26 protein-coding genes and 1 other RNA gene are annotated in these 25552 nt (G+C 45.6%); 14 read left to right on the top strand and 13 right to left on the bottom strand.

The genetic code is table 11. The features are described 5' to 3' along the window. Positions 1 to 13: 13 nt before the first annotated feature. Entirely contained in the window at positions 14 to 460 is a 447-nt protein-coding gene (locus tag ACFSKO_RS02690) for a universal stress protein (protein WP_380248141.1), read from the top strand. 74 nt (positions 461 to 534) lie between these two features. Beyond that, on the top strand, positions 535 to 873 hold the full coding sequence (locus ACFSKO_RS02685; protein WP_380248139.1) for a MarR family winged helix-turn-helix transcriptional regulator: 339 nt from the start codon (positions 535 to 537) through the stop codon (positions 871 to 873). 91 nt (positions 874 to 964) lie between these two features. Here the strand turns inward: ACFSKO_RS02685 and ACFSKO_RS02680 are convergent, their stop codons facing one another. The 7 genes from ACFSKO_RS02680 to ACFSKO_RS02650 all read right to left on the bottom strand — a co-directional run bounded on the left by ACFSKO_RS02680 (position 965) and on the right by ACFSKO_RS02650 (position 9592). Next, complete coding sequence (locus ACFSKO_RS02680; RefSeq protein ID WP_380248137.1) at positions 965 to 1894, bottom strand: 2-hydroxyacid dehydrogenase; 930 nt, start codon at positions 1892 to 1894, stop codon at positions 965 to 967. 130 nt (positions 1895 to 2024) lie between these two features. Then, complete coding sequence (locus ACFSKO_RS02675) at positions 2025 to 3686, bottom strand: ABC transporter ATP-binding protein (protein ID WP_380248135.1); 1662 nt, start codon at positions 3684 to 3686, stop codon at positions 2025 to 2027. Next, positions 3683 to 4750, bottom strand: a complete 1068-nt coding sequence (locus ACFSKO_RS02670; protein ID WP_380248133.1) for an ABC transporter permease — start codon at positions 4748 to 4750, stop codon at positions 3683 to 3685. The genes ACFSKO_RS02675 and ACFSKO_RS02670 overlap by 4 nt, the downstream gene beginning before the upstream one ends. A 3-nt stretch (positions 4751 to 4753) precedes the next feature. Further along, positions 4754 to 5851 (bottom strand): microcin C ABC transporter permease YejB, encoded by a 1098-nt coding sequence (locus ACFSKO_RS02665; protein ID WP_380248131.1) that lies wholly within the window; start codon positions 5849 to 5851, stop codon positions 4754 to 4756. Further along, positions 5851 to 7968 (bottom strand): extracellular solute-binding protein, encoded by a 2118-nt coding sequence (locus ACFSKO_RS02660; protein ID WP_380248129.1) that lies wholly within the window; start codon positions 7966 to 7968, stop codon positions 5851 to 5853. Before ACFSKO_RS02660 ends, ACFSKO_RS02665 begins: the two co-directional genes overlap by 1 nt. A gap of 187 nt (positions 7969 to 8155) precedes the next feature. Further along, positions 8156 to 8953 (bottom strand): histidinol-phosphatase, encoded by a 798-nt coding sequence (gene hisN, locus ACFSKO_RS02655; protein WP_380248127.1) that lies wholly within the window; start codon positions 8951 to 8953, stop codon positions 8156 to 8158. Between the two features lie 96 nt (positions 8954 to 9049). Continuing rightward, a complete protein-coding gene (locus ACFSKO_RS02650; protein WP_380248125.1) occupies positions 9050 to 9592 on the bottom strand; it encodes a c-type cytochrome in 543 nt (180 codons plus the stop codon). Positions 9593 to 9854: 262 nt separating this feature from the next. Between ACFSKO_RS02650 and ACFSKO_RS02645 the strand changes: the two genes are divergently transcribed. After that, positions 9855 to 10610 (top strand): 3-deoxy-manno-octulosonate cytidylyltransferase, encoded by a 756-nt coding sequence (locus ACFSKO_RS02645; protein WP_380248123.1) that lies wholly within the window; start codon positions 9855 to 9857, stop codon positions 10608 to 10610. A gap of 40 nt (positions 10611 to 10650) precedes the next feature. Beyond that, positions 10651 to 11511: a prephenate dehydratase gene (locus ACFSKO_RS02640; RefSeq protein WP_380248121.1), complete on the top strand. Its 861-nt coding sequence runs from the start codon at positions 10651 to 10653 to the stop codon at positions 11509 to 11511. 92 nt (positions 11512 to 11603) lie between these two features. Here ACFSKO_RS02640 and nudC read toward each other — a convergent pair whose 3' ends face one another. Further along, positions 11604 to 12512: an NAD(+) diphosphatase gene (gene nudC, locus ACFSKO_RS02635; protein ID WP_380248119.1), complete on the bottom strand. Its 909-nt coding sequence runs from the start codon at positions 12510 to 12512 to the stop codon at positions 11604 to 11606. 109 nt (positions 12513 to 12621) lie between these two features. Here nudC and ffs point away from each other — a divergent pair. From ffs to ACFSKO_RS02605, 6 genes are all read left to right on the top strand, one after another. Then, positions 12622 to 12719: signal recognition particle sRNA small type (gene ffs / locus ACFSKO_RS02630), an RNA gene on the top strand. Positions 12720 to 12872: 153 nt separating this feature from the next. Further along, the gene (locus tag ACFSKO_RS02625; RefSeq protein ID WP_380248117.1) at positions 12873 to 14789 is read left to right on the top strand and encodes a DNA polymerase III subunit gamma/tau; all 1917 of its coding nucleotides are present in this window, start codon (positions 12873 to 12875) and stop codon (positions 14787 to 14789) included. Then, positions 14789 to 15112 (top strand): YbaB/EbfC family nucleoid-associated protein, encoded by a 324-nt coding sequence (locus ACFSKO_RS02620; protein WP_380248115.1) that lies wholly within the window; start codon positions 14789 to 14791, stop codon positions 15110 to 15112. The genes ACFSKO_RS02625 and ACFSKO_RS02620 overlap by 1 nt, the downstream gene beginning before the upstream one ends. A 15-nt stretch (positions 15113 to 15127) precedes the next feature. Then, positions 15128 to 15724, top strand: coding sequence for a recombination mediator RecR (gene recR, locus ACFSKO_RS02615; RefSeq protein WP_380248113.1), 597 nt, complete (start codon positions 15128 to 15130; stop codon positions 15722 to 15724). A 116-nt stretch (positions 15725 to 15840) separates the two neighbouring features. Then, the gene (locus tag ACFSKO_RS02610) at positions 15841 to 16404 is read left to right on the top strand and encodes a hypothetical protein (RefSeq protein ID WP_380248111.1); all 564 of its coding nucleotides are present in this window, start codon (positions 15841 to 15843) and stop codon (positions 16402 to 16404) included. An 86-nt stretch (positions 16405 to 16490) separates the two neighbouring features. Next, positions 16491 to 17930, top strand: coding sequence for a DUF4139 domain-containing protein (locus tag ACFSKO_RS02605; protein ID WP_380248109.1), 1440 nt, complete (start codon positions 16491 to 16493; stop codon positions 17928 to 17930). Positions 17931 to 17940: 10 nt separating this feature from the next. Here the strand turns inward: ACFSKO_RS02605 and ACFSKO_RS02600 are convergent, their stop codons facing one another. After that, the gene (locus tag ACFSKO_RS02600; RefSeq protein ID WP_380248107.1) at positions 17941 to 19440 is read right to left on the bottom strand and encodes a DNA recombination protein RmuC; all 1500 of its coding nucleotides are present in this window, start codon (positions 19438 to 19440) and stop codon (positions 17941 to 17943) included. A gap of 211 nt (positions 19441 to 19651) precedes the next feature. Between ACFSKO_RS02600 and def the strand changes: the two genes are divergently transcribed. The 3 genes from def to truA all read left to right on the top strand — a co-directional run bounded on the left by def (position 19652) and on the right by truA (position 22004). Then, complete coding sequence (gene def / locus ACFSKO_RS02595; protein ID WP_380248105.1) at positions 19652 to 20170, top strand: peptide deformylase; 519 nt, start codon at positions 19652 to 19654, stop codon at positions 20168 to 20170. 80 nt (positions 20171 to 20250) lie between these two features. Further along, positions 20251 to 21210, top strand: a complete 960-nt coding sequence (gene fmt, locus ACFSKO_RS02590; RefSeq protein ID WP_380248103.1) for a methionyl-tRNA formyltransferase — start codon at positions 20251 to 20253, stop codon at positions 21208 to 21210. Then, a complete protein-coding gene (gene truA / locus ACFSKO_RS02585) occupies positions 21207 to 22004 on the top strand; it encodes a tRNA pseudouridine(38-40) synthase TruA (RefSeq protein WP_380248101.1) in 798 nt (265 codons plus the stop codon). The genes fmt and truA overlap by 4 nt, the downstream gene beginning before the upstream one ends. Positions 22005 to 22025: 21 nt before the next feature. On the opposite strand, the gene ACFSKO_RS02580 is transcribed toward truA, so the two are convergent. Next, the gene (locus tag ACFSKO_RS02580) at positions 22026 to 22169 is read right to left on the bottom strand and encodes a hypothetical protein (protein WP_380248099.1); all 144 of its coding nucleotides are present in this window, start codon (positions 22167 to 22169) and stop codon (positions 22026 to 22028) included. An 84-nt stretch (positions 22170 to 22253) separates the two neighbouring features. Between ACFSKO_RS02580 and ACFSKO_RS02575 the strand changes: the two genes are divergently transcribed. After that, positions 22254 to 22568 (top strand): hypothetical protein, encoded by a 315-nt coding sequence (locus tag ACFSKO_RS02575; RefSeq protein ID WP_380248097.1) that lies wholly within the window; start codon positions 22254 to 22256, stop codon positions 22566 to 22568. 29 nt (positions 22569 to 22597) lie between these two features. Here the strand turns inward: ACFSKO_RS02575 and dapE are convergent, their stop codons facing one another. From dapE to ACFSKO_RS02560, 3 genes are all read right to left on the bottom strand, one after another. Further along, the gene (gene dapE, locus ACFSKO_RS02570) at positions 22598 to 23761 is read right to left on the bottom strand and encodes a succinyl-diaminopimelate desuccinylase (protein ID WP_380248095.1); all 1164 of its coding nucleotides are present in this window, start codon (positions 23759 to 23761) and stop codon (positions 22598 to 22600) included. A gap of 21 nt (positions 23762 to 23782) precedes the next feature. After that, positions 23783 to 24625: a 2,3,4,5-tetrahydropyridine-2,6-dicarboxylate N-succinyltransferase gene (gene dapD / locus ACFSKO_RS02565; RefSeq protein ID WP_380248093.1), complete on the bottom strand. Its 843-nt coding sequence runs from the start codon at positions 24623 to 24625 to the stop codon at positions 23783 to 23785. 139 nt (positions 24626 to 24764) lie between these two features. Continuing rightward, positions 24765 to 25436 carry a pyrimidine 5'-nucleotidase gene (locus ACFSKO_RS02560; protein ID WP_380248091.1) on the bottom strand — a complete coding sequence of 224 codons (672 nt, stop codon included), beginning with the start codon at positions 25434 to 25436 and terminating at the stop codon, positions 24765 to 24767. Positions 25437 to 25552 lie beyond the last annotated feature (116 nt).

The raw sequence follows: 25552 nt of genomic DNA, 5'->3' as shown, positions 1-25552 counted from the left end.
ATGGAGTATGACAATGTTTGATAAAATCCTTTGTGCTGTTGATGGCTCTGACCACAGTATGCGTGCTGTTGAAAAAGCTTCTGCTTTAGCAATGAAATTTGAGGGAGAATTGATTTTTCTCACCGTTGCCAAAGCTGTGAAAATGAACGAAGGATTGCGTCGTTTCATGGAAGTTGAGCATGTTTCAGGACAGGATGCTCAATATGTTTTGGACTCCTTTAGCCAGGAAGTTTTGACAGAAGCCAAAGAAATCGCAAAGAAAATGGGTGTGAAACGTATCCGAACGGAAGTCAAAGTCGGCCCACCTGCTCGTACAATTGTTGAATTCGCTGATAAAGAAAAAGTAAATGCGGTTGTGATGGGAAGCCGAGGTCATGGTGATCTTGAATCGCTCTTGCTGGGTTCTGTGTCTCATAAAGTTGCCAGTTTGAGTAAAGTGACCTGTGTTACTGTAAGATAAAATCAGGAATACCTTGAGCTGGAGCTTATTTTCGTTCTAGAATCATTGCGAATGCGGAATGTTCGGGAACGATTGTGGATATACCAGCAAAACAGGCTCTGGAATTATGGCGAGGCGTAATGGTTGGTGCTCTTCAAAAGGGGCTACCGGATTTGACGTCTCGCCAATTTACATTACTGCTACACGTTTATCTAAAGGATCAAGCACATACAGTGCGTGGTCTTGCGGGTGAGCTTAATATGTCTAAGCCTGCGGTTACCCGGGCGCTGGATAGACTTGGAAAACTAGATTTTATCCGACGGAAGACGGATGAAAGCGACCGTAGATCCATTCTTGTTCAGCGAACGATCAAGGGGTCTGTATTTCTCCGCGAGTTTGGCGACATGGTTGAAAATTATGCAGAAGATGTTTAACGAGTATCCGCTATCTCTCATCGGATAGTACACGTAAGAAAAGCTGAACCCGTAATTTTTTATCTGGCCAGCCTAACTTTGTAGCTCAGCATTAATAACCGCGTTTCATATCGACAACATTGAGAAGTGGTTCGTCGTTTTCAAAACGTCTCATGCCCTCGGCGATCAAACGTACACTGGAACTTGGATGCGTGAAACTTGCTGCATGCGGGGTGACTGTGATTTTGGGGTGGAGCCAAAAGGGATGGTTTTTATCCAAAGGCTCAGACTTAAAAACATCAAGAGTGGCTTCGGAAAGATGGCCGCTGTCCAGTGCCGTTAATAAATCTTCTTCTATAAGATGGCCGCCCCGGGCAGCATTAATGATACTGGCTCCTTTGGGGAGTTTGGCGAAGAGATCCGTGTTTAAAATATCGGTCGTTTCTTCGGTAAGAGGTAACAAGCAAACCAAAATTTCTGTTTGACTCAAGAAGTCATCAAGCTGTTCCGTTCCCGCGAAGGTTTTTATACCGGGACGCTCTCTATGGGTTCGGCTCCAACCCGCGACATCAAAGCCCAGATAACTTAGCTTTCCCGCAGCATCCGAGCCAAGGACACCCATACCCATAATGCCAACTCTGCGGTCCCAAGTGACAGGAGGGACGTGAGGCGCCCATTCTTTTTGGCTTTGCTGATCACGATAAAGGCGCATGCTTTTGTGGTGGTTAAGCACACTCATGACTACATACTCTGTCATGCCCGATGTCAGGGAGGGATCGACCATTCGGACGATTGGTACATCGTTGGGGAGTTCTGGATCAGAGGCCAGATGATCTATTCCAGCACCCAGGGAGAAGATAACCTTGAGGTTGGGCAGTGATCGCAAAAATCCCTTGGGTGGTTGCCAGACCAAGGCGTATTCGATGTCTTCTTTGTTTCCATAATCAGATAGCATGCGAAGATCAAGGTTGGGAATTTCATGCGCAAGTTGATCTCGCCATGCATCGACACGCGTTTGATCTGAAATGAAGAGTAGAGCCATCAAATTAACCTAAAGAAATAAAAGAGATAAGACAGTGTAAGTGATGCTGGAAAGATCTGGCAATCCAGCAACAAAAGTTTTTTATTTCAGGCGCTTCATCAGAGAAGCCTTCTCTCCCGAGAAGACTATCTTAAGCGCCTACGGTATCTTGGTTAATAACTTCGAGATCAAAGGCTGCCTTTATCAAAGCTTGTGTATATTCGCTTTGAGGATTTTCGAAAATTTGTTTCGCGGGGCCTGTTTCTACAGCTTTGCCATTGCGCATGACAATGACATCATCAGCGAGTGTTCTTACGACTTTGAGATCGTGACTGATAAAGAGATAAGTCAGGTTATGTTTGATTTGCAAGGCTCTTAAAAGATCGACAATTTGTGCTTGAACAGACATATCAAGCGCAGAGGTCGGTTCGTCCAGAATTAAGAACCTTGGTTTAAGGACCATGACGCGGGCAATGGCAATACGTTGGCGTTGCCCGCCTGAAAATTCGTGTGGATAGCGATGACGACTTTCGGGGTCGAGACCGACTTCCCTAAGGGCTTCAATAATCAAAATCTCGCGAGCCTTGGCGTTGCCACCTAACTCGTGAACTTTTAGACCTTCTTCGATGATCTCGTTAATTGAAAGCCTGGGACTCAGAGAGCCATAAGGATCCTGAAAGACAATTTGCATTTCCTGGCGCAAGGGTCTGAGTTTTCTCCCGCTGATGCCGTTGAGCAGCTTATTGTCATACTTAATATCTCCTGTGCTTGAAATAAGCCGTAACAAAGCCAAGCCGAGAGTGGTTTTTCCGGATCCTGATTCACCAACAATTCCAAGAGTATGGCCCTGCTTTATAGAAAGAGATACTCCATCAACAGCCTTAATGTGGTCCACGGTTCTACGCAAAACACCCCGCTTTACGGGAAAGTGAACTTTGATGTTATCGCCAGCCATAATTTCCGGAACATCCGGATTGGTCTCAACCGGGTTCCCTTTGGGCTCGGCTGCGAGAAGGGCTTGAGTATAGGGATGTTGAGGGTTTTCATAAACTTCTTTTGTTGGCCCCTTTTCGACGATCTGTCCCTTGCTCATCACACAGACACGATCGGCCATTTTTCGAACGATACCAAGATCATGAGTGATGAGAAGGATCGACATACCAAGTTTTTTTTGAAGCTCTTTCAATAACTCAAGAATCTGTGCCTGTATTGTGACATCTAAAGCGGTTGTCGGTTCATCGGCAATAAGCAGATCGGGTTCGTTTGCTAAAGCCATTGCGATCATAACTCGTTGGCGTTGCCCACCAGAGAGTTCGTGAGGATAAAACTTTAATCGGCTGGTGGGGTCTTTTAGGCCAACAAGTTTTAACAACTCGAGGGTCCGTTTGCGAGCATCAATCTTGTTGAGGCCTTTGTGCACGAGCAGAACTTCGTTGATTTGTTTTTCTATTGTATGCAGAGGATTCAATGACGTCATGGGTTCTTGAAAGATAATCGAAATCTTGTTGCCGCGAATTTTTCGCATGGTTGCTTCATCAGCACCGATAATTTCCTGCCCTCTATATTTAACGGAGCTCCCTTGTGGGTGTTGGGCTTGTGGGTAGGGTAGGAGCTGTAAGATGGAAAGAGCACTGACAGATTTACCTGATCCTGATTCTCCTACCAGAGCGACAGTTTGCCCTTCCATGATTTGATAGGTAATGCCGCCAACCGCATCAACCGTTTTATTCTCACTGTGGAATTGTACAGAAAGGCTGGTGATGTCGAGCAAAGGTTGTTCTTCTTCAACAGAGTGATCAACGAGCACATTCATGAGCGGTCTCCGTTAAAGAGTTTTCGCGGATCAAAGGCATCACGAACGGCTTCACCGATAAAGACCAGCATGCTGAGCATAATTGCCAGGGAGACAAAGGCCGTTGCGCTTAACCAAGGCGCTTGAAGGTTGGCTTTCCCTTGAGCCAGTAATTCTCCTAAAGATGCAGACCCTGGTGGAAGGCCAAGTCCCAAAAAATCCAGAGAAGTTAACTGTGTAATGGAGGCCGTCAAGGTAAAGGGTAGAAAGGTAAGGGTGGCAACCATGGCATTGGGCAGGATGTGTCGATACATAATGACAAAATCACTGACGCCGAGTGCCTTGGCAGACCTGATATAATCAAAATTTCGAACTTTGAGGAATTCAGCACGAACCACACCGACGAAACCGACCCAGCTAAAGAGCATTAAAATTCCGAGGATGGTCCAAAAGCTTGGCACCAGGACAGAGCTAATGATGATTAAAATGTAAAGACTTGGCAGTCCGCTCCAAATTTCAATAAATCGTTGAGCTATAAGATCTAACAGACCGCCAAAGTATCCCTGGATGGCTCCCGCTGCGACCCCTATCACAGCGCTTATCGCGGTTAAGATTAGCCCGAATATAATTGAAATTCTCATGCCGTAAATCAAACGCGCCATAACATCTCTGGCTTGATCATCTGTCCCTAACCAATGCTCGAAATCTGGAGGTGTAGGTGCAGGAGAAGGAAGATCAAAATCCACAGTTCTGTAATGATATTGAATCGGCGGCCATACCATCCAACCCTTTTCCGATATCAGATTTTGGACAAAAGGATCGTGGTAATCTGCTTCGGTTTTAAATTCACCACCAAAAGCTGTTTCTGGTAAGGCCTGAACAATTGGAAAATAGGACTGTTCATCGAAGATAATCAAAATGGGTTTATCATTGGCGATTACTTCAGCAAAGAGGCTGAGACCAAATAACAAAACAAAAATTCGAAGAGACCAGTATCCTCGACGATTTTTTTTGAAATTTTGCAAGCGGCGTTGGTTCATCGGGCCAAGCTTTATGCCAAAAAGGGTGCCTGTTTCTAGTGCCATGAGCTATCCCTCTCTGCTTTCAAAATCAATACGTGGATCAACGAGCATGTAGGTAATATCCCCGACGATGTTCATAAGAAGGCCAACGAGAGTAAAGAAATAGAGGGTTCCAAATATGATGGGATAGTCGCGATTAAATACAGCTTCGAAACCAAGGCGCCCTAGTCCATCGAGTGAAAAAATGACTTCAATCAAAACTGATCCTGTGAAGAGGACCCCGATAAAGCTTGCGGGAAAGGCGGCAATAACAATGAGCATGGCATTACGAAAGACGTGACCATAGAGAACCCTTTTCTCTGTTAACCCTTTTGCTTTGGCCGTGACGACATACTGTTGTCCGATTTGTTCGAGGAATGAATTTTTTGTCAGCATGGTAAGGCTGGCAAAGCCACCAATAACCATTGCCGTAACCGGAAGAATGATATGTTTTAGGTAATCTAGGGCTTTATCAATATCGGATAACTTGTCCCAGTTCTCTGAGGTTAAACCGCTCAATGGAAGAATTGTTAGATAACTTCCCCCTGCAAAAACAACGAGAAGGATGACGGCAAAGATAAAACTGGGAATCGCATAGCCCACGATAACAAGGCCGCTTGTCCAAACGTCAAAGGTTGATCCATCCTGGACGGCTTTTTTTATGCCCAGCGGAATGGAAATCAGATATACGAGAAGGGTTGTCCATAAACCGAGAGAAATAGACACAGGCATTTTGTCCAAAATTAGATCAACCACCTTTCGATCCCGAAAAAAACTCTCTCCGAAATCAAACGTTAGATAGTTTTTCATCATAATAAAAAACTGTTCATGCAGTGGCTTATCTAATCCAAACTGAACTTCAAGTTCTTTGATGAACTCTGGGTCTAGCCCTTGAGCACCTCTGTACTGGGCGTTGTTAGGGATAGAACTGTTTATGGATGGCGCGAGGTCATCTTTATTTTGGGTAATACGTTCTGTAATTTCAGTATCTTGACCGGATATTTTGGCGAGAACTTGTTCAATAGGGCCGCCTGGTGCTAGCTGAATAATTGCAAAGTTTAAAAGCATAACCCCGAGGAGGGTAGGTATCATAAGCAAGAGCCGACGTATGATATAAGCAAGCATTAGGCTTGATCTCCCTTTTTGCGTCGTCTCCGCAATATGAGCAAGACCAAGACAACTAAGGTGCTTCCCAAAGCATAGGGCCGCCAGTTATTTTTTTGGAAAAAAGCATGGGGGTCGGTAAAGAGTTGGAAAGTGAAAAAGTTTTTTATTTTTTGTGGTTGGATACCGAGTTTTTCAAAATTTTCCAAAAAGGTATCAATGATGGCCGGATCGTAAAATGGCTCACCATCGTCGTTGCTTAATGGTTCCGCGCTTGGTTCTGTCTCTGAAGTGACGGATAGAGATCTTTCATTCTTCGCCATTGAAGCAATAAGTTTTGCTTCTTTTTTCTTATCAAACCACCAGTAGGACGTACTTGAGCCTCGCCAAGGTGTAATTTCAGGGCGAGAGAATTTGTCCCAGTAGAGCGCACGATCATCTTTGGTATGAAATTGTGGGATAACGTAATAACCCCAAAGTAAAACTCGATCCAAAGCTCGAACAGTTGCAACGAGCTCTTCTCTGTTGTCCACTTTGATAAGGGATTCCACCAGTTCATCGACGACAGGATCACTGATTCCTGAAAAATTACCGCTACCTGTGAGGTTCGCCGTTTTGCTTGTCCATAATCCGCGTTGTTCGGTTCCGGGCGTGATGCTGGCTGAAAGCTTGATAATGGTTACATCAAAATCAAAATTTTGAACTCGATTGGAGTATTGCGCGGAATCAACCAGGCGGATTTTCGCGTCAATTCCGAGTTTATTGAGAGTGGAGGTGTAGGGTAAGACTGTTCTCTCCATGCCTTTCGATCGGATTAACACCTCAAATGACATTTGCTTACCGGTTTTTTCATTTACCAATTTGAGATCACGAACAACCCAGCCGGCTTCAGAAAATAACTCAAATGCTTTGCGATAATTATCTCTGGGCCATCCATTACCATCCGTTTTAGGGACGAGGAAAGGCTCTGTGAAAAGGCGATCAGGAACTTTACCCCGATATGGCTCTAATATTTCAAGCTCTCTGCCTGTTGGGACCCCAGTGGAGGAAAGTTCTGAATTACCAAAGTAATTTGTCGTACGAGTGAGAAGACCATAGGAGAGATTTTTATTTGTCCATTCAAAGTCATAGAGATAGCCGAGAGCTTCTCTTACCTTTGGATTTTTAAACAGATCGCGGCGGGTATTTAAAAAATATCCCTGTATTCCCTGGGGACGTTTGTGCGGAATAGACTCTTTTTTGAGCCAGCCTTTTTTGACAGCTGGAACGTTATAATCTTGTGCCCAGCCACTGGAAGATCTTTCCTCATTATAGTCAATATCTCCGGACTTAATCGCCAGCTTTATAATGTCGCCGTCTTGATAATAAGTGGTCCGAAGCACATCGAAATTGTCTTGTCCTTTATTGACGGGAAGATCTTTGCCCCAATAGTCCTTTACGCGCTCTTGAACGATGTAACGCCCGGCTTCAAAATCGGTGACTTTGTAAGGACCGCTGCCAAGTGGCGGTTCGAGGGTGCTTTTTGAGAAATCTCTCGTTTCCCAATAGTGCTTGGCAAAAATAGGGAGCGAGCCAGCACGGATTGGAAATTCCTTGTTTCCCGGTTCGGCAGAATAAAATTTCACCCTTCTCTCGTCGATTTTCTCGATCCGCTCAATAATGCCGTAAAAATTTTTGACATAAGGATCAGCGTCGCTACGGATGATATCCAGAGAGAACATAACGTCATCAACGGTGATTGCTTTGCCATCATGCCAACGCGCTTCGGGTCTTAATGTAAAAATTACCCAAGATCTGTCGTCCGGCCACTCAAGAGTCTCGGCAATAAGGCCATACTCACTGGAAGCTTCATCGGCACTTGAAACCAAAAGGCTTTCCGGAGAGAAGCCGGGGCCGGGTACGCCTTTGATAATGTAGGGATTGAAGCTATCGAAGGTACCTTCGCTGGCAACGCGAAGTTCGCCCCCTTTTGGCGCGTCTGGGTTTACATAATTAAAATGAGTGAAGTTTGCGGGGTATCCAGGTTCGCCATGGATGGCGATACCGTGGGACTTCGTTGTTGCGGCAGAAGCTGCCGTTACCGTTAATGGCGGTAAGAGGACGCCTAGGACAAAGCTGGCCAGAGTGAGTGCGCGCATCTTCTTGGCAATTCCCCCGTCATGTCGTTTTGGTTTTGAGGGGGAGTCCCCTCGTGATGACAGTTTGAGGGGTTTTAAAAATAGTATCAAGGCCTTGATACCCTCAAACACGTGGAAGAGAGAGTTTCGCAGCCTTTGGATGAAAAATGGTTAACGTCACAAAATTAATCTAAAAATAACCATAAAATTATTCATTAAAGAGGATTTGGACTTCCTGATGAACGCGTTTATCCCCCGCCGTAATAACTTTACCATCAGAATGCATGCCTAAGGTATTACCTTCCCAATCGGTCATAATGCCTCCCGCGCCCGTAACAATGGGTACCTGCGCGAGAAAATCATAAACCCCCATGCCGGCTTCTATGGTCAGGTCGATAAGGCCACTGCTAACCAGGCCATAATTATAACAGTCGCCGCCAAATAACGGCATATTGGCGGATTTTCTAACCCGGTCAAATTTGGGCAACTCGTCGTCCTTGAATAGAAGGGGAGAGGTTGTTGCTATAGTAGCTTGGGCAAGGCTGGCGCACTCACGGACTCTGGCTTCGTTTGTGCCGCGATAATCCTTAAATAGAGTTGAATGCCCCGTTGCACCAATCCAGCGCTCATTGATCACAGGCATGGCAAGAATCCCCATGATCGGTTCATTGTTCCTCAACAAAGCGACAAGGGTACCAAATATGGCGTGACCAGAGATAAAGCTGCGCGTTCCGTCGATGGGGTCGAGTGCCCATACAAATTCGGCATCGGTATTTTCTGCGCCATGTTCTTCACCGACAATACCGTGATCTGGGTAGTGTTTGTTGATCAGTTCCCGCATGGCGCTTTCAGCATTGCGATCCGCGATGGTTACGGGAGAGTCATCACTTTTGCCTTCGACCTCTAGCGGTTGACGAAAATGCTTAAGGATTATTGCCTGTGCAGCATCACACAGTTTTTCACCGAGTTGAATAAATTCGTTTGGGCATTGAAAATGAGTTTTCATACGGCGAGTCCTTAAGGGTATTGTACTGACTTTGTAGATAGTGTGCATAAAAAAGGCGACCTGAAAGGCCGCCTTTTTTTGTTCGTTTTGATCCAGTTACTCTGGAAGAGCTGCTGGACTGTCACTCTGTTGACGTAGATAAGCGATTAGGTCAGCACGCTGGTCAACTTTTTTGAGGCCCGCAAAACCCATCTTGGTTCCAGGCGCGTAGGCTTTTGGCTTGGCAAGAAATTCATTGAGAGCTTCATAATCCCAAGTCTCGCTGTTCATGCCATTTAGGACATCAGAATAAGAAAAGCCATCAACGGATGCGCGTGTGCGATCAACGACGCCCCAAAGAGCAGGGCCAATCTTATTCGCGCCACCACTTTCAATGCTGTGGCATGCAGAGCATTTTTTGAACCCTTTTTCACCAGCAGCAATGTCTGCACTTGCAAGTAGCGCGCTGATTGGCTCTATCACGGGACCAGCAGGTGCTGCCGCATCAACCTCTGCGCCACTGTCCGCGACTTCAATCTTAAATGCGTTCTCTTCCAGATCCTGTGGATGATAAAGCATTGTGGCAGCAAAACCGGATGCCAATAAGATGATGCCAGCAGTTAAGACTGAGGCAAAGGCCTTGTTGTTCTCTAGAGACATTCTTCCTGACCCTTTGGGCTTATTTTTAAAAATTCCGGCCGACAATAACTCTCTCGGGCCAAGCATTCAATAGTTTCTAACGGTTTTTGGTGGGTTCGGATAGTTTTTTTGACACTTTCTTTCGAAATAAGCCTTAATGGACTTTGTTTGATGCGATTACTTTAATTATGCTATGGCCGACCTGTGTTATTTCGCGATGTATTTTAATTGTTGGTAAACTGACCGTTTTGTCACTTTTCCAAATGAGTATTTTGAGGCTTGAATGTTCCTTCCAACAAACCCTGTTGTCCTGATTCCCGCTCGTATGGCTTCGTCGCGACTCCCGAATAAGCCCTTGGCGGATATTTGCGGGATACCAATGATCGCACAGTGTTATAATCGAGCAATAGAAGCTGGGCTTGGTCCTGTCGTTATTGCCTGTGCTGAGCCTGAAATTGCAGAAGCTGTGGAGAGAATTGGGGGTATAGCGGTTTTGACAGACCCTAATCACCCATCGGGATCAGATCGAATTCATGAAGCCCTGCAAATCTTTGATCCAACAGGTAAACACGATGCGATTATTAATGTTCAAGGGGATCTACCAACTGTCGAACCTCGTTTGATACGACGTACGTTTGAAGTATTGGCTGACCCTGATGTCGATATTGCAACCCTTGCTGTTGAAATTAGCGACCTTGAAGAACGCAGTAACCCAAATGTTGTTAAGGCTATCGCTGGTTTTGAAGAGGGGCAGTATATTGCGCGGGCGCTCTATTTTAGCCGCAGTACTGCACCTTGGGATGATGGGGATAATACAAAGCCGCTTTATCATCATATCGGCATGTATGCCTATCGTCGTTCTGCGTTGGAACGCTTTGTTTCTCTGCCTGCGTCTCCTCTGGAAAAACGTGAACGTCTGGAACAGCTTAGAGCTTTGGAAGCGGGTATGCGTATAGATGTCGCTCTCGTTGACACTATTCCTCTGGGGGTCGATACTCCCGCAGACCTTGAGAAAGCCAGAAAAATTCTTGAGGGCTAAAATACGTTATTAACTTATATTTTAACATAGGGCCTACCCAATGACTGATGTCGAAAACACTATCGCCTTTCAAGGTGTCAAAGGAGCAAACTCTGACATAGCCTGTCATGCTGTTTTTCCAGATATGGAAACGTTGGCTTGTTACTCTTTTGAAGACACCTTTGCGGCGGTACGTGAGGGGAAGGCCCGTTTAGCTATGATTCCAATTGAGAACTCCAGTGCGGGACGTGTGGCGGACAATCATCATTTGATGCCAGAATCAGGATTGCATATTATTGGAGAGCATTACCAAAAAATCGAACATCAACTATTGGCACCGAAAGGGGCTACTCTTGCCGGGTTACGACAAGTTCATTCACATGTTCAAGCTCTTGCGCAATGTCGGGAGTTCCTACGTGAACACAATATAGAGCCGATCGTTGCCGCGGACACTGCGGGGGCCGCAGAACAAGTCGCTTTGTGGGGCAATAAAGATGTGGGCGCAATTGCAACCTCTCTCGCAGGAGAGATCTATGGGTTGGATACGTTGGGTGTTGATGTTAACGATAACGCAGACAATACGACCAGATTTCTTGTGATGGCACGCGATCCTATCGATCCTGATCCAGTTGAATCTAAGGTAATGACAACGTTTGTTTTTAAAGTTCGTTCTGTACCTGCAGCGCTTTACAAAGCGCTGGGCGGTTTTGCGACCAACGGGGTTAACCTGACCAAACTTGAGAGTTATATTACAGATGGTAGTTTCTCTGTTGCCCAGTTCTATGCGGATGTTGAAGGTCACCCTTCTGAACGCCTTGTTCGCTTGGCGCTTGAAGAGTTAAGCTTCTTTTCTAAAGAAGTTCGGATTATGGGGGTTTACCCCGCAAACTCATTCCGTGAACGAGGTGTTGCTGCGGAGTAGAACACTCTTAACACCGTCGCATAACCCAAATAAAAAACCGGACTAATTTCAGTTCGGTTTTTTATTTGGGTCTTTTTATGTGCTTAAGCCATTTATTTTTCTTTAAGCCAATCATCGACGAGTACACGAGAGATTGAATCTTTACGGGGAAGGTTGAAAGTCTCGTCTTCAGGGGAGATTAGAAGCTCATCTCGATGGAACCATTGCGCAGATTCTATTTCTTGTTTGTCTAGGACGAGAGGATCATGGCGAGATCCTTCCGCGGTGAACCCAACCATAAGAGACGCCGGAAAAGGCCAAGGTTGTGAAGAGTGATATTTTACATTCTTCACAGTTATGCCGACTTCTTCTTTGACTTCTCTTATGACGGTTTGTTCCAAACTCTCACCAATCTCAAGGAAGCCAGCAAGTACGGAATGTCCCCCTGGTCTCCAGCCAGGATTTCTGGCAAGCAGGCACCAGTCTCCATCTGTAATCCGCATAATGACCGCGGGATCAGTTCTGGGGTAATGCAGGCGGCCACAGGTGTCTCCGGTACATTGAAGAACATGGCCGCCTTCGGTAGATCTCGTCGGATTCCCGCAGTTGCCGCAAAACCTGTGTTGTTTGTGCCAATGTACCAAGCCACGGGCATATGCCATTATTGCGGCGTCATCAACGTTGAGCAGACTCCAGTGATCTCTTAAGTCCAAAAATGTACCAACCGAGAGTTCTGGAGGTTCTTCCGAATGGGGTAACATCGCTGCTAAAACGGGACGATCGTCACGCATGCCAAGGAAAATAATTTCTTCGGCGTATTCAAAAATTTCTGTGGCTTCGCTGCCGGGTAAGAAAACCGGACATAAATCTTGTTCTGAGTTAAAAAGACCTTTGTGGCGCCAAACCGTCGTAACAAGGGTATCTGGCGAATGTTGATATCCTTGTAGCGTGTCAGGTAAGATTCGCAGATGTGCCGCGCGGTCTAGTTTGGATGTTGTGTAAATGTGTCGTCTGTCAGTCATGGCTTGAGGGTGTACCAGAGAAAGGGTTCTGTAAATATCAAGAGTAGGCAAATTTTAAAAGGTTTCAAAAAGACTTGCGTTAAGGGAAGAGAAGTCCGATATAGGGGGCGAGAGGTTGGCTACGGGCGTAGCGCTCGCCAACCCGGTCAGATCCGGAAGGAAGCAGCCGTAACGAGTTTGCCGCGGGTCGTGGTTCAGCCTCTCACCTTATTCATTGAATTATAAGTTATTATAAACACGAGCTTTTAGCTCGTTTTTTTATGCTCAAATTTCCCTTTTTAAAGAACTTTTTCGACTGTGATTGCCTTGCTGCTGCAATGGGGTAAAGTAGGTCAAAGTAGGAAATAGCTAGTAGTTGGCATGAGCGATAAATCAACAGAACAACAGGACTCCGATACCGAATCCGGGGCTGCCTATCAGGTGCTGGCCCGTAAGTATCGGCCGACTTCTTTTCGCGATCTTTATGGGCAAGATGCGCTGGTAAGAACTATTACCAACGCGATTGAGAGTGATCGCCTGGCACATGCCTTTATTTTAACGGGGGTACGCGGTGTTGGTAAAACTACATCAGCCAGGATCATCGCAAAAGCACTGAACTGTATCGGAACCGATGGAACAGGTGGCCCGACGGCAGATCCCTGTGGGGTCTGTGAAAGCTGTGTGTCTATTGCTCAAGATCGACACGTCGATGTTATGGAGATGGATGCAGCCAGTCGAACCGGTGTCGGCGATATTCGAGAGCTTATCGAAGGGGTGCGCTATAGGCCAGTATCCGCACGCAAGAAAGTCTATATCATTGATGAGGTTCATATGCTTTCCAACAGTGCTTTTAATGCGCTGTTGAAAACACTCGAAGAACCTCCCGAGCACGTCGTCTTTATTTTTGCGACCACTGAAATTCGTAAAGTCCCTGTGACGGTACTTTCCAGATGTCAGCGGTTTGATCTTCGACGCTTAGAGCATACCGAACTTGTTAAGTTATTTACTATGGTCTTAGGTAAAGAGCAGATCTCGTTCGAAGACGAAGCCCTTGGTCTTTTGGCCAAAGCGGCCGATGGTTCCGCGCGTGATGGTCTGTCTCTCCTTGATCAGGGAATCGCCTTGGGTGGGGGGAAGTCTATCGATAGTGATCCGATACGGCATATGCTCGGACTGGCAGACAGAACCCGGATTTTTGATCTTTTTGATGCTATCATGAAAGGTGATTGTCCAGAGGCGCTTCAGATTTTAAGCGACCTTTACAACGGCGGTGCAGAGCCTGTCGTTATTATAAAAGATATGCTGGAGTTAAGTCACCTTCTGACCCGAGCAAAACTTGTTCCTCAAACCTTGGAGTCTCCGGGTATTCCCGAAGCTGAGCGTGTTCGAGGCGGGGAGATGAGTAATAAGTTGTCCATGGCGATATTGGCCCGAACATGGCAAATGCTTCTAAAAGGCTTAAGTGAAATCCAAACCGCACCTCATCCTTTGCAGGCTGCAGAAATGGTGATTATTCGTCTGACCTATGCAAGTAACCTTCCTACACCGGGGGATCTTATAAAAAAGCTCCAGGACGCGCCAGCGGGTAACACCTCTGCTGGTCGCGTCCCAAATACATCTGGTGGTTCGAATTTAAATAACGGGTCTCATGCCGTTTCAAGTTCAAGAGGAAATCTGTCTGTTGCGACGCAAGTCTCAGCTGTTGCGTTCTCTTCCACTGATCAGGAAGTGACAACACTAAAGCCTGAGTTGGTTGTTGATAATACATCCCGGCACGTCGTAGAAAGCTTTGAAGAAGAGGAACTCGCCTCGCCGCAGACGTTTCGCGAGGTTATTGAATTAGCAAGGGATAAGGGGGATCGTATTCTATCTGCATACCTTGGAAATGACGTTCATCTCTTGAGGTTTGCACCGGGTGAAATAGAATATCGTCCTGCAGGGCATGCTCCTCGTGATCTATCGGCCAGAATTCAACGAAATCTTCGTGAATGGACTGGTAAAACTTGGAAAGTAACCGAGACCAGTAAGGAAGGTGTCGAGACGATCCGGGCTCAGGAAAAGCAGATCAATCAGGTGTTGGATGACAACGCCATGGAAGACCCGTTGGTTAAGACCGTGTTGAAACTTTTCCCAGGAACAAAATTAATCAGCCGAAAAGGCTTGCTGCCTGATAACTTTGTAGTAGAAGGCGTGGATGAAAAATCCTTGATTGAATCAATTAATGACCCAGATATGGACGATCGAGATTTGGATGACGCTGAATTGATGCAACGGCTTAATAATGGAGATGAAGTCTAATGAAGAACTTGGCCGGGCTAATGAAACAAGCTCAACAAATGCAGGGCAAAATGGCTGACATGCAAGAAGAACTTGCTGCTATGGAAGTTGAAGGTGCAGCAGGCGCTGGAATGGTTAAGGTTGTTATGACGGGCAAGTTTAGCTTGAGCTCTATTAAAATTGATCCAACACTTGTGAACTCTGATGATTTGGAAGTGCTTGAAGATCTGATCATGGCAGCAGTAAACGATGCCAGCTCAAAAGTCGAAACCGCAAAGCAGGAAAAAATGCAGGACGTTACTGGCGGTCTAAATCTTCCTGCTGGTATGAAGCTACCATTTTAAAGGCCGAGCGTATTTATGGCAACAAATGAACTCGACCGTTTGACGCAACTCCTCTCTCGCTTGCCGGGCTTGGGGCCTCGATCGGCGAGGCGGGCGGTTTTGTATTTGATGAAAAAGCGGGAGAGCCTGATGCTCCCGCTTGCTAAAGCCATGACAGCAGCGGCGTCTAGCATTACAAACTGTCGCGTGTGCGGTAACCTCGATACCGAAAATCCTTGCCATATTTGCCAAAGTCCGAAGAGGGATATCAGTAAAATTTGTGTTGTCGAAGAAGTCGGTGATCTTTGGGCCTTGGAACGCAGCGGTGCTTTTAAGGGACATTATCATGTTTTGGGCGGCACCTTATCGGCCTTGGATGGGCGGGGACCTGCCCAATTGCATGTAAATGGTTTGCTGGACCGTGCAGGAGAACCTCATGTTCAGGAAGTTATTCTGGCGCTAAGTGCGACGGTCGACGGTCAAACAACAGGGCATTATCTTAACGAATGTTTGGCGGGCTATGAAGTCGATGTCTCAAAGCTTGCACACGGCGTGCCTGTTGGGGGAAGCCTTGATTATCTTGATGATGGTACTTTGAGCGCTGCATTAAAAGCACGACGCTCTGCGAATTAAATTTTTTCAAAATTATTGGATTCTAATTATTTTTCAATTAATGATTGCGCGTTGATAATACTCTCCTTATGAGAGATTATAACCGAATTGTAATTGATTAATGTTTGTGGGGTTCTATGTCTAAAATCATTGTTTCTTTGTCCATAATTTTTGTATTCGCTCTTAGCGGGTGTCAGACAACCAATAATGGGTGGACTGACTGGGAGGGAATTCCAAAAGAAGAGGCAATTCTTGATTGGAACCAAACGAAACAAACCTCTCTCTATGCGAGAAAAGTAACGCATAGTGGTACTTATCAGGAAGAATGGGTTTGGGAAGATGGGAGCTTGTTTCTCACCAAAGCCGGGCATGCGCGTCATTATAGAATGAAAGTTGACGCAAAAGAATTTGGTAACCACCTTTCAGATTGGAATGTCTTTAAAGAAAGTGCCTCTGGTATTTCTGCAAAAATGGTTCAAACGACAACAAATAAATATGGGAAGTTTTATTACGCTGAAGTAAAGAATGATAAAAAGGAAGACTGTATGGCATTTATGCAGTCTGTTAGAGCGGCTACTCTTGCTGGTTATAACCATAATTCAAATCCGACCGGTATACTCATCGGATATGATTGTGGTGAAGCCCGTTATACAAAATCAGAAGTGCAACAATTTGCGAATAGTATTACCTATCGAAAATAGTAAAATTTTGCCCTTATAGAGACAAACTTTTGTCCTAATTGATAGACATGTTGCATTTAACTGTTTCTGATCTTGAAAGTGAGACTATGACAAAAATATCAAAACTCTTCCGTATTGGTTATGTTGTGGGAGCAGTTGCGTGTGCCAGTGGAGGTGTTTCAGTTGCGGGAGCTGAAGAAGTTTCTATTGGGGCTGAGGCTAACAAATCAACTGAATTGGTTTTTTATAGCGGTAACCTTGGTCAGGTAAGCCAGACTCGTAGAAGTAAACTTTCTCAAGGGGGGAGTACACTCGCCCTGGAAGACGTCAGTCCTCACCTCATCCTCGATAGTCTTTTCCTTGAGAGTAAGGGACTTGGTATTCGTGAGCAGCGACTAGATCAGGAAATTCTTTCTCCTCAGCGTCTACTTGCTGCTTCTTTAGGCAAAACCATTACCGTTATAAAAACCAACCCGCAAACAGGTGAAGAAACGAGTGTAAAAGCAGAAGTCCTCGCCGTTCGGGAAGGGCTTGTTCTTCGTATTGGCGATAAAATTGAAACATCTATACCCGGTCGATTGGTTTATGATGCTATTCCTGAGGGGTTGAGGTCAGGCCCAACTTTACTTGCTGTTGTTGAAAGTGAAAAAGCCGGAGAACAAGACCTTCAGCTGACGTACCTCACAGGTGGACTAGATTGGCGTGTGACTTATGTCGCAGAACTCGATCCAAGTGGAACAACGTTGGCTTTGAAGGGGATGGCAACCCTGACCAATCAAACAGGTGTAAACTTTGAACAGGCAAGTATCAGACTGGTTGCGGGCGAAGTCAACCGAGTACAGCAGGCCCCAGCCCCAAGAAATGTAATGATGGCGATGGAACAAGATGCGGGAGGGTACGCCAAGTCGTCGATGCCGCAACGTCAGTCAGTCGCTGACCGTGATGTCTATGTCCTTCCTGGAAAAGTTGATATTGGCGGAGTGGAAACAAAACAGGTAACACTCCTCGAAAACAATGCTGTTGTGGTTGAAAAACGTTTTCGGTTCCAACAGCTTATTCAGCCCTATGCTGGAAATGATGATACCGGAAGGCAGCAGGCTGAGATTGTTCTCAAATCAACAAATACGAAAGCAAAAGGTCTCGGCCAAGCCCTTCCAGAAGGAACCTTGCGGGTTTACCAAAAATCTGAGGGTGAGGCTTCTTCAATCTTCATGGGTGAAGATGCGATGCAAGCGGTTCCTGTTGGCGAAGAGATTGAATTGGTGATCGGTTCTGCCAACCAGGTGACGGGTCGGGGAACACAGACGTCTTATGAAAATCTTTCTCGCAACAGTTATCAACTTACCCAGGAAATCACTTTGAGCAACAGTGGTGATAAAAGTGTCAGTGTTGATGTTGTCGGACATTTGCCAGGAAACTGGAAAATTCTGGAAGAGAGCGCAAAACACGTTAAAGAATCTTCGCGAAAAGTTATCTGGACCGTTGATGTTCCTGCAAAAGGGAAAAGCACCTTTGATTACAAGTTACGGGTTTCTCACGAACAATAAGGCACTTGCTTTAAGTGTTTTTGTCAGAAATTAGAACCACGTCTTCTACTTTATCGTCGGGATCATCGTCATCCAAAAGCTCTGTCAGACTATCAGGCAGAGCTTTTGTGGTTTTAGCACCCATTTTTTGTAACTGATCTACCTGTCGGACGAGATTACCTCTACCGTTTGTGAGTTTTTTAAAGGCTTCGTCATGGCTGTTTTGTGCTTTGTCTAAGAAATCACCAACTTTGGCGAGATCATCCGCAAAACCAACAAATTTATCGTAGAGTTTGCCTGCCCGTTCGGCAATTTTTTGTGCGTTTTGGTTTTGGTCCTCATATCGCCAAATATTCTCGACGGTCCGTAAGGCAAGTAAGAGAGTAGAGGGCGTTACGATAACAACGTTCTTTTCCAAGGCTTGACCAACGAGATCAGGATGATGCTGTACAGCGGCACTAAAAGCCCCTTCGATTGGCATGAAAAGTAAAACGTAATCGAGTGAACGGATCGTTTCCAGATCTTGATACGATTTTTTGGACAGATCTCTTACATGACTTTGAATAGAGGTAACATGTTCAGAAAGGGCTGCTGCAATCTCTTTTTCCTCTTCTGATGAGTGATAACGCTCATAAGCAGTAAGGGATACTTTGGAATCAATAACGATATCTTTGCCGTTGGGGAGATGAACAATTACGTCTGGACGGTATCGTTTACCTTCTTCGTTATTGAGGGACTGCTGGACATCGTATTCACGACCTTTACTCAGGCCAGATTTTTCCAGAACCATTTCCAAAATCATTTCACCCCAGGCCCCCTGGGTTTGACTTTGTCCTTTGAGGGCTTTTGTCAGGTTATGCGTATCTTCGCTGACTTGTTTATTGAGGTCTGAGAGCCGTTGTACTTCTTTATGTAGAGAAAATCGTTCTTTGGATTCCTTGTCGTAAGTTTCTTCAACCTTCTTTTGAAAGTTCTGGATATTTTCCTTGAGCGGGTTAAGGAGAGTTTCAAGGCCTTGTTTGTTTTGCTCAGTAAATTTCTTTGTTTTCTCTTCGAGTATACGGTTCGCAAGGTTTTCAAACTGTTCAGTGAGTTTTGCGCGAGCTTCATCCAGGATTTGTAATTTTTCAGTATGGGACTCTCGTTCTTTTTCAAGGGTAGTTCTGCTTTCTGTCGCTTTGTTTTCAAGGTGAGCGTTCATATTACGAAACTCTAGGATCTCTTTTTCTAAAGCTTTTGTCTGGGCTAACAGCTCAGGAATTCTAGTTGCTTTTTGTTCCTCTATGGCTGCGCGGGTGGCTGTATCATTCAAAGCTTCGTGTAGCTCTTCACGGTCCGTAGATAGGTTTTGATATTCTAGACGCAGTTTATCTAACTCGAGCACAAGCTCATTTTTACGGCTCAATTGTGCTTGATAATTCGCATTAAGTTCGGAAAGCTGATTACGAACTTTCTGATGAATAAGCAGTCCAATGAACGACGCGATAGCAAGGCCAGAGAAGCCACCAATGAGAAGAGCCGTGAGATCCATTAGAAGTCCTGTATTTTTGTGAAATTTTGAATTGTACGATTCGAAATGTACTGTAACACGAGGCTATAGGAAACGTCAGTATTGAGGTTCTATATAAGGCTTTGCTTGACCTTAAGCTTCCAAGACAATACCAAAGAGAAAAGGGCTGTAGATCTCAGAAAAATAGGAAATTAGTCCATAAATTTAAACTGTAAGATAATAGCGAGTAATTATGGCTATTCTAGAAATAGTTATTGCACCGGATCCGGTGCTAAAAACCGTTTGCGAACCTGTAGCGGAAGTCGACGATAACATTCGGACGCTTGTTAGCGATATGCTGGAGACAATGTATAAAGCGCCAGGCATTGGTTTGGCGGCTTGTCAGGTTGGGGTAACCAAGAGAGTTATTGTGGTTGATGTTAGTGATGATAAGGAAGAAAACCAGCCTTATTGCATGATTAATCCAGAGATCACTTGGGAATCTGATGAATGGTCAGTTTATCAAGAGGGCTGCCTTTCTTTGCCCGAACAGTATGCAGATGTTGAACGTCCAGCCGCCATCAAGATGACCTATCTTGATGAGAATGGTAAAAAACAAGAACTTGAAGCGGATGATTTGCTGGCAACGTGTATTCAACATGAAATTGACCACTTGGATGGGCTGCTTTTTGTGGATCATATTTCCAAACTTAAACGGGGAATGATTATGAAAAAGCTCAAGAAGATTGTCGCAGCAAAAGCGGCTGATTAATATCGGGCATTAAGCCTTTGTATTGAGTTTTTTTAAGCGAGACCTATGCTGACATCGTATTTAAGACAAGGAAATTCTAAATGAATAAATTGAGGATTGCCTTTATGGGAACGCCCGATTTCTCTGTTCCTTGTTTAGAGGCTCTGGCAGAGGCCGGGCATGAAGTTGTGGCTGTGTATAGCCAACCACCACGCCCGGCAGGCAGAGGACAAAAAGCAAAGCTATCTCCTGTTCATGCCGTAGCCGTTGAAAATGGTTGGCCTGTCTATACGCCTAAAAGCTTTCGTAATAAAGATATTCAAGACGAATTTCGCAACCTTGAGGTCGATGTCGCTGTTGTTGTCGCTTATGGATTGATTTTACCGACAGAAGCCTTGGTTGCACCGAGAATGGGATGTGTAAATATCCATGCTTCTCTGTTACCAAGATGGCGCGGTGCAGCTCCGATACAACGTGCTATCGAAGCGGGTGATGCTGAGAGCGGAGTTGCAATTATGCAGATGGTGGAAGAACTCGATGCTGGGGATGTTATCCTTGAGGGGCGGGTTGCTATTACGGATCAGACGACAGCTTCCAGTTTACATGATGAACTCTCGAAAATTGGTAGCGAACTCATTGTAAAAGCTCTTGAGGGTATGAACGATGCTTCTTTGACGCCTATTCCGCAACAAGAGGACGGCGTGACTTATGCCAAGAAACTTACCCGTGAAGAGAGTGAGCTTGATTGGTCACTGCCTGCTGTGGAGATTGATCGAAAAATTCGAGCCTTAACTCCTTGGCCGGGTGTTCACTTTACTTATGAAGGGGACCGGATAAAGGTACAGGAAACGACTCTTGTTTCTTTTGATGATATGGCAACACAAGAAAATCATGAACCAGGCACATTGCTCGATGATTTATTGCTTGTTTCTTGTGGTAAGGATGCGCTTCGTATTGATCGGTTACAACGCCCGGGTAAAGGCAGTATGGATGCCAAAGCCTTTTTGAACGGGTATCCACTGAGTAAGGGTATAAAACTCGACGGACCAAAGAGCGGATGACACGCTATAAACTCACCATCGAATATGACGGGACTGATTTTTTTGGCTGGCAACGCCAAAAAGAACAGATCTCAGTACAAGAAGTTCTAGAAGACGCTATTTTCAAGTTCTGTGGAGAGCCCGTTCAGGTCTTTGCTTCTGGGAGGACGGACAGCGGCGTACACGCCTTTGGGCAAGTTGTGTCTATGGATCTGAAGCGAGAGTTTCCCGCTTTTAAAGTACGTGAGGCGATCAATTTTCATATACGCCCTGCCAAAGTTGCTGTCGTTGATGCTGAAATTGTGAATGATGACTTTCATGCGCGCTTTTCCGCGACAGAAAGAAGTTATCTTTATCGGATTGTGAACCGTCGAGCGCATTTGGTTCTCGATCACAAACGCGCTTGGTTTGTCCCGCAACAATTAAATGCCGACGCGATGCATGAAGCAGCTCAAGCCTTGGTCGGTGTTCATGATTTTTCATCCTTTCGGGCAAAGGATTGCCAGGCAAAATCCCCAATAAAATCAATAAATCAGATCTCGGTGGGCAGAGTTGGCGAAGAAATTCGTATTGAACTCTCGGCCCGTTCGTTTCTTTACCACCAAGTCCGAAACATCGCAGGATCTTTGAAAAAGGTAGGTATAGGGAAATGGACGAAAGAAGACATCAAACGTGTTCTGGAAGCAAAAGATCGCAGTCAAGCCGGAGAAATGGCACCTGCATGGGGGCTGTATTTTGTTGGGGTCAAGTTTGATCCTCAAGAGGAAGATGTCGGACATGACCTGTCGGCAGGCGAAAGTGCAACGGCTCAATAGCTCCGGAATGGCCCCTTAAGTTTAGCAGGCAATCAGTGCGGTATTGAGTTTGTACATACTCATCGCCAAAAGAATATTGAAGAAGACAAACGCTGAGGCCGAAAACCAGTTGGTTTCGATGGTGACCTTTGTCATATAAGCCTGAGTTCCCAGTATATACAACATCCCCAATAGCCCTAAGAAATCAATGATTGTTGGCGTGAGAAGGTCGCTATTTGTCAGGGTGTGCAAGCAAACTAAGAAGATGATTTGCCATACTTGCAACCAATTAAAACTGATGATGAAAAGCTTATAGTTGTCCCGTTTGTTATGGAGCACGAGCAGCGCATGCATAAAGACGGGATAAACCAACCAACTGACGAGGTAAAACAGCGTATCAATCAGAAGGACTGTAAAGGGATCCAGGGTGGTTGCTATTTCGGGTTCTTGCAGGGTGCTGATAAACTATGCGCCGGGATAACAAAGTACCGCGGCGAAGAAGGATTTCCAAAAAAGTTCATCACTGATTACAAGGTACCCAAGGCCACGTTTGTCAAAACGCATAAATGGAAGGGTGCCAAGTAAGTTCTGTTTTATCTCTGCGATAGAGGGGATCAAACTTTGAAATATCCTTTAAGCATGGATTCATAAATACGCGAAAGATCTTCCAACTCCTGAACAGAGCAATGTTCATCAACTTTATGAGCTGTATCGTTGAGCAGGCCGAATTCCGCTACGGTAGCATAATCTTTGATAAAACGAGCATCAGAAGTGCCACCTGAGGTACCAAGTTCTGCCTTGATACCTGTGATTTTTTCAATGGATTGGGAGATCAATCCACTAAGAGGACCGGGGGGACACAGGAAAGATTCCCCAGATACTCTTATTTGAAGATCATATTCAAAATCCGCACGGTGAAGGCGTTCGCGCACCCATGCTTCAACTTGTTCAGATGAGTAAAGATCACTAAAGCGAACATTGAAATGGGCTTTGGCATCTGCGGGAATGACGTTGGTTGTGGTATTGCCGACATCGATGGTTGTCAGTTGCAAACTCGAAGGGGGAAAGTGTTCTGTTCCACTATCTAAGGGTTCTTCGAGAAGGTTGTGTAACATGGTGACGAGAGGGTGTATCGGATTACTGGCCAGCTGCGGGTAGGCTGTATGCCCTTGAATGCCCCGTACTGACAGACTGAAATTCATACTGCCGCGCCGGCCAATTTTAACCATATCTCCAAGAACGTCATTACTGGTCGGTTCTCCGATCAAGCAGACATCCATGGTCTCCCCCTTATCAGCCATCCATTCGAGGACCTTTTTGGTCCCGTTCTGGCCAATACCTTCTTCATCGCCTGTGATAATCAGGCTGAGAGATCCATCAAAATTTTTATTTTGCGGTGCATTAAGGAAGCGGGTTAGTGCGGCAACATAAGCGCCAATAGAGCCTTTCATGTCGACTGCACCACGACCAATTAGCTTGCCGTCAACAACGGCACCGCCAAAGGGATCGACAGTCCATGCCTGTAGATCGCCCACAGGGACGACATCTGTATGGCCACCGTACCCAAATACGGGACCACTCGTTCCTCTGCGGGCATAGAGGTTATCAACGCCATAAGTATTCGCACAATCAAACGGCAGTCGTTGACACTCAAAGCCAAGAGGTTTGAGGAGAGTTTCCATGAGATCGAGTGCCCCGCCTTCCTCTGGTGTTACAGAGGGACAGCGAATTAACGCCTGGCTGACTTCCAGGGCTGACGCGGGGTTCTCGACACTCATTTTTAGACTCCGGTTTAAAATTTAATCGCGCAAGAGATCGTTAATGGATGTTTTTGAGCGGGTACGTTCATCAACGCGTTTTACGATTACGGCGCAATAGAGGTTCGGACCTGGTGTGCCATCTGCTAGTGGTTTGCCGGGAAGGGTGCCGGAAACAACGACAGAATAGGCTGGGACGCGTCCCATGAAGATCTCGCCGGTTTCGCGGTCAATAATTTTTGTAGAGGCGCCAATGTAAACGCCCATGGAAAGAACAGAGCCTTCTTCGACGATTACACCTTCGGCAACCTCGGCGCGGGCACCAATAAAGCAATTGTCTTCAATGATAACGGGGCCAGCTTGCAGAGGTTCTAAAACACCTCCAATACCTGTGCCGCCGGAAAGGTGTACATTCTTACCAATTTGGGCACAGGAACCAACTGTTGCCCAGGTATCAACCATCGTGCCGCTATCAACATAGGCACCAAGGTTGACGAAGCTTGGCATCAAAACAGCACCCGGCGCGATATAGGCAGACCGACGCACGATGCTGCCCGGTACAGCGCGAAAACCTGCAGAGGAAAATTGTTCACCAGACCAGCCTTCAAATTTTGAAGGTACTTTGTCCCACCAGTTGGTGTTTTCACCAGGGCCACCAGCAATAATTGACATGTCGTTGAGACGGAAAGAAAGCAAAACGGCTTTCTTAAGCCACTGATTAACTTTCCATCCATCGGGACCTTTTTCAGCTACTCGGCGTTTACCTGTATCCATTAACATTAGAGCTTCATCAACAGCCTGGCGGGTTTCCCCAGTGGTTGCCGCTGATATTTTTTCCCGGTTTTCCCAGGCGTTCTCAATGACATTTTGAATATCGGTATTCATGATGATCTATCCCATCGCTCTAAGTTATCCGCCAAGGCAGAGTAGGTCGTTTGAAGGGACAATGCGTTAGGCGAGACGATTTTGTCAACGCCTCCAGAGCCAATCTGTTGATGTTATACGATTCTAGAAAATTTGCGGGTTAAAGGGCATTGAGCCATTCTACAAGGTCATCCGTTTGGTGGTGAATGAAATCCACCGGACTTCCGTCTTCGTTTGTTGCTCCGATGGAAGCCCAGTCAGTGTCAGTTTTGACCCAAACAGTTGTCATGCCCATTTCTGCAGCGGGTTTGAGATTTTTGGCTGAATCCTCAAAGAATACAGTTTTTCTTGGGTCTATATTATGTTTTTTGACAAGATTGTCATATGGAAATTGAGCTGGCTTGGGGATGTAGTCAGCGTTGGCGATATCATAGATTTCTTCAAAATGGTGAGAAATTCCCAAGCGATCCATTACGTTGATTGCGTGTAAGCTTGATGCATTGGTGAAGATCAGTTTCCGCCCGGGCAGGTTTGTAAGGGCGTTTCCGAGAGCAACGTTCTGGGTGATCATGGAAAAATCCACGTCGTGAACGTAATCTAAAAAGAGATTTGGAGCGAGGTTATGATTAACCATAAGCCCTTTAAGAGTGGTACCATACCTTCTGAAATAATCTTTTTGTACGGAATAAGCTTTGGCAGGATCTAAATCCAGATATTCCTGAATAAAACTCCCCATACGTTTTTCAATTTGGCTAAACAGGTTGTTAGAAGCTGGATACAAAGTGTTATCCAAGTCAAACAACCAAACGTCTTTTCCATCCAGGCTTGTCATTATACCGCATCTCGCATTTGTATTTTCAGGCTTATTAGGTAAGCAATCCCTAGCAGATTTTAAGACGTTGCCAAGCTAGAAGTGATGTTGGATGTAAAATGGATTGATTTGCAAAG

It is taken from the genome of Kiloniella antarctica, assembly GCF_042682825.1.
Taxonomy (GTDB): Bacteria; Pseudomonadota; Alphaproteobacteria; order Kiloniellales; family Kiloniellaceae; genus Kiloniella; species Kiloniella antarctica.
The sequence above is the reverse complement of the archived record's forward strand: the minus strand, read 5'-3'. Positions and strand labels throughout refer to the sequence as shown.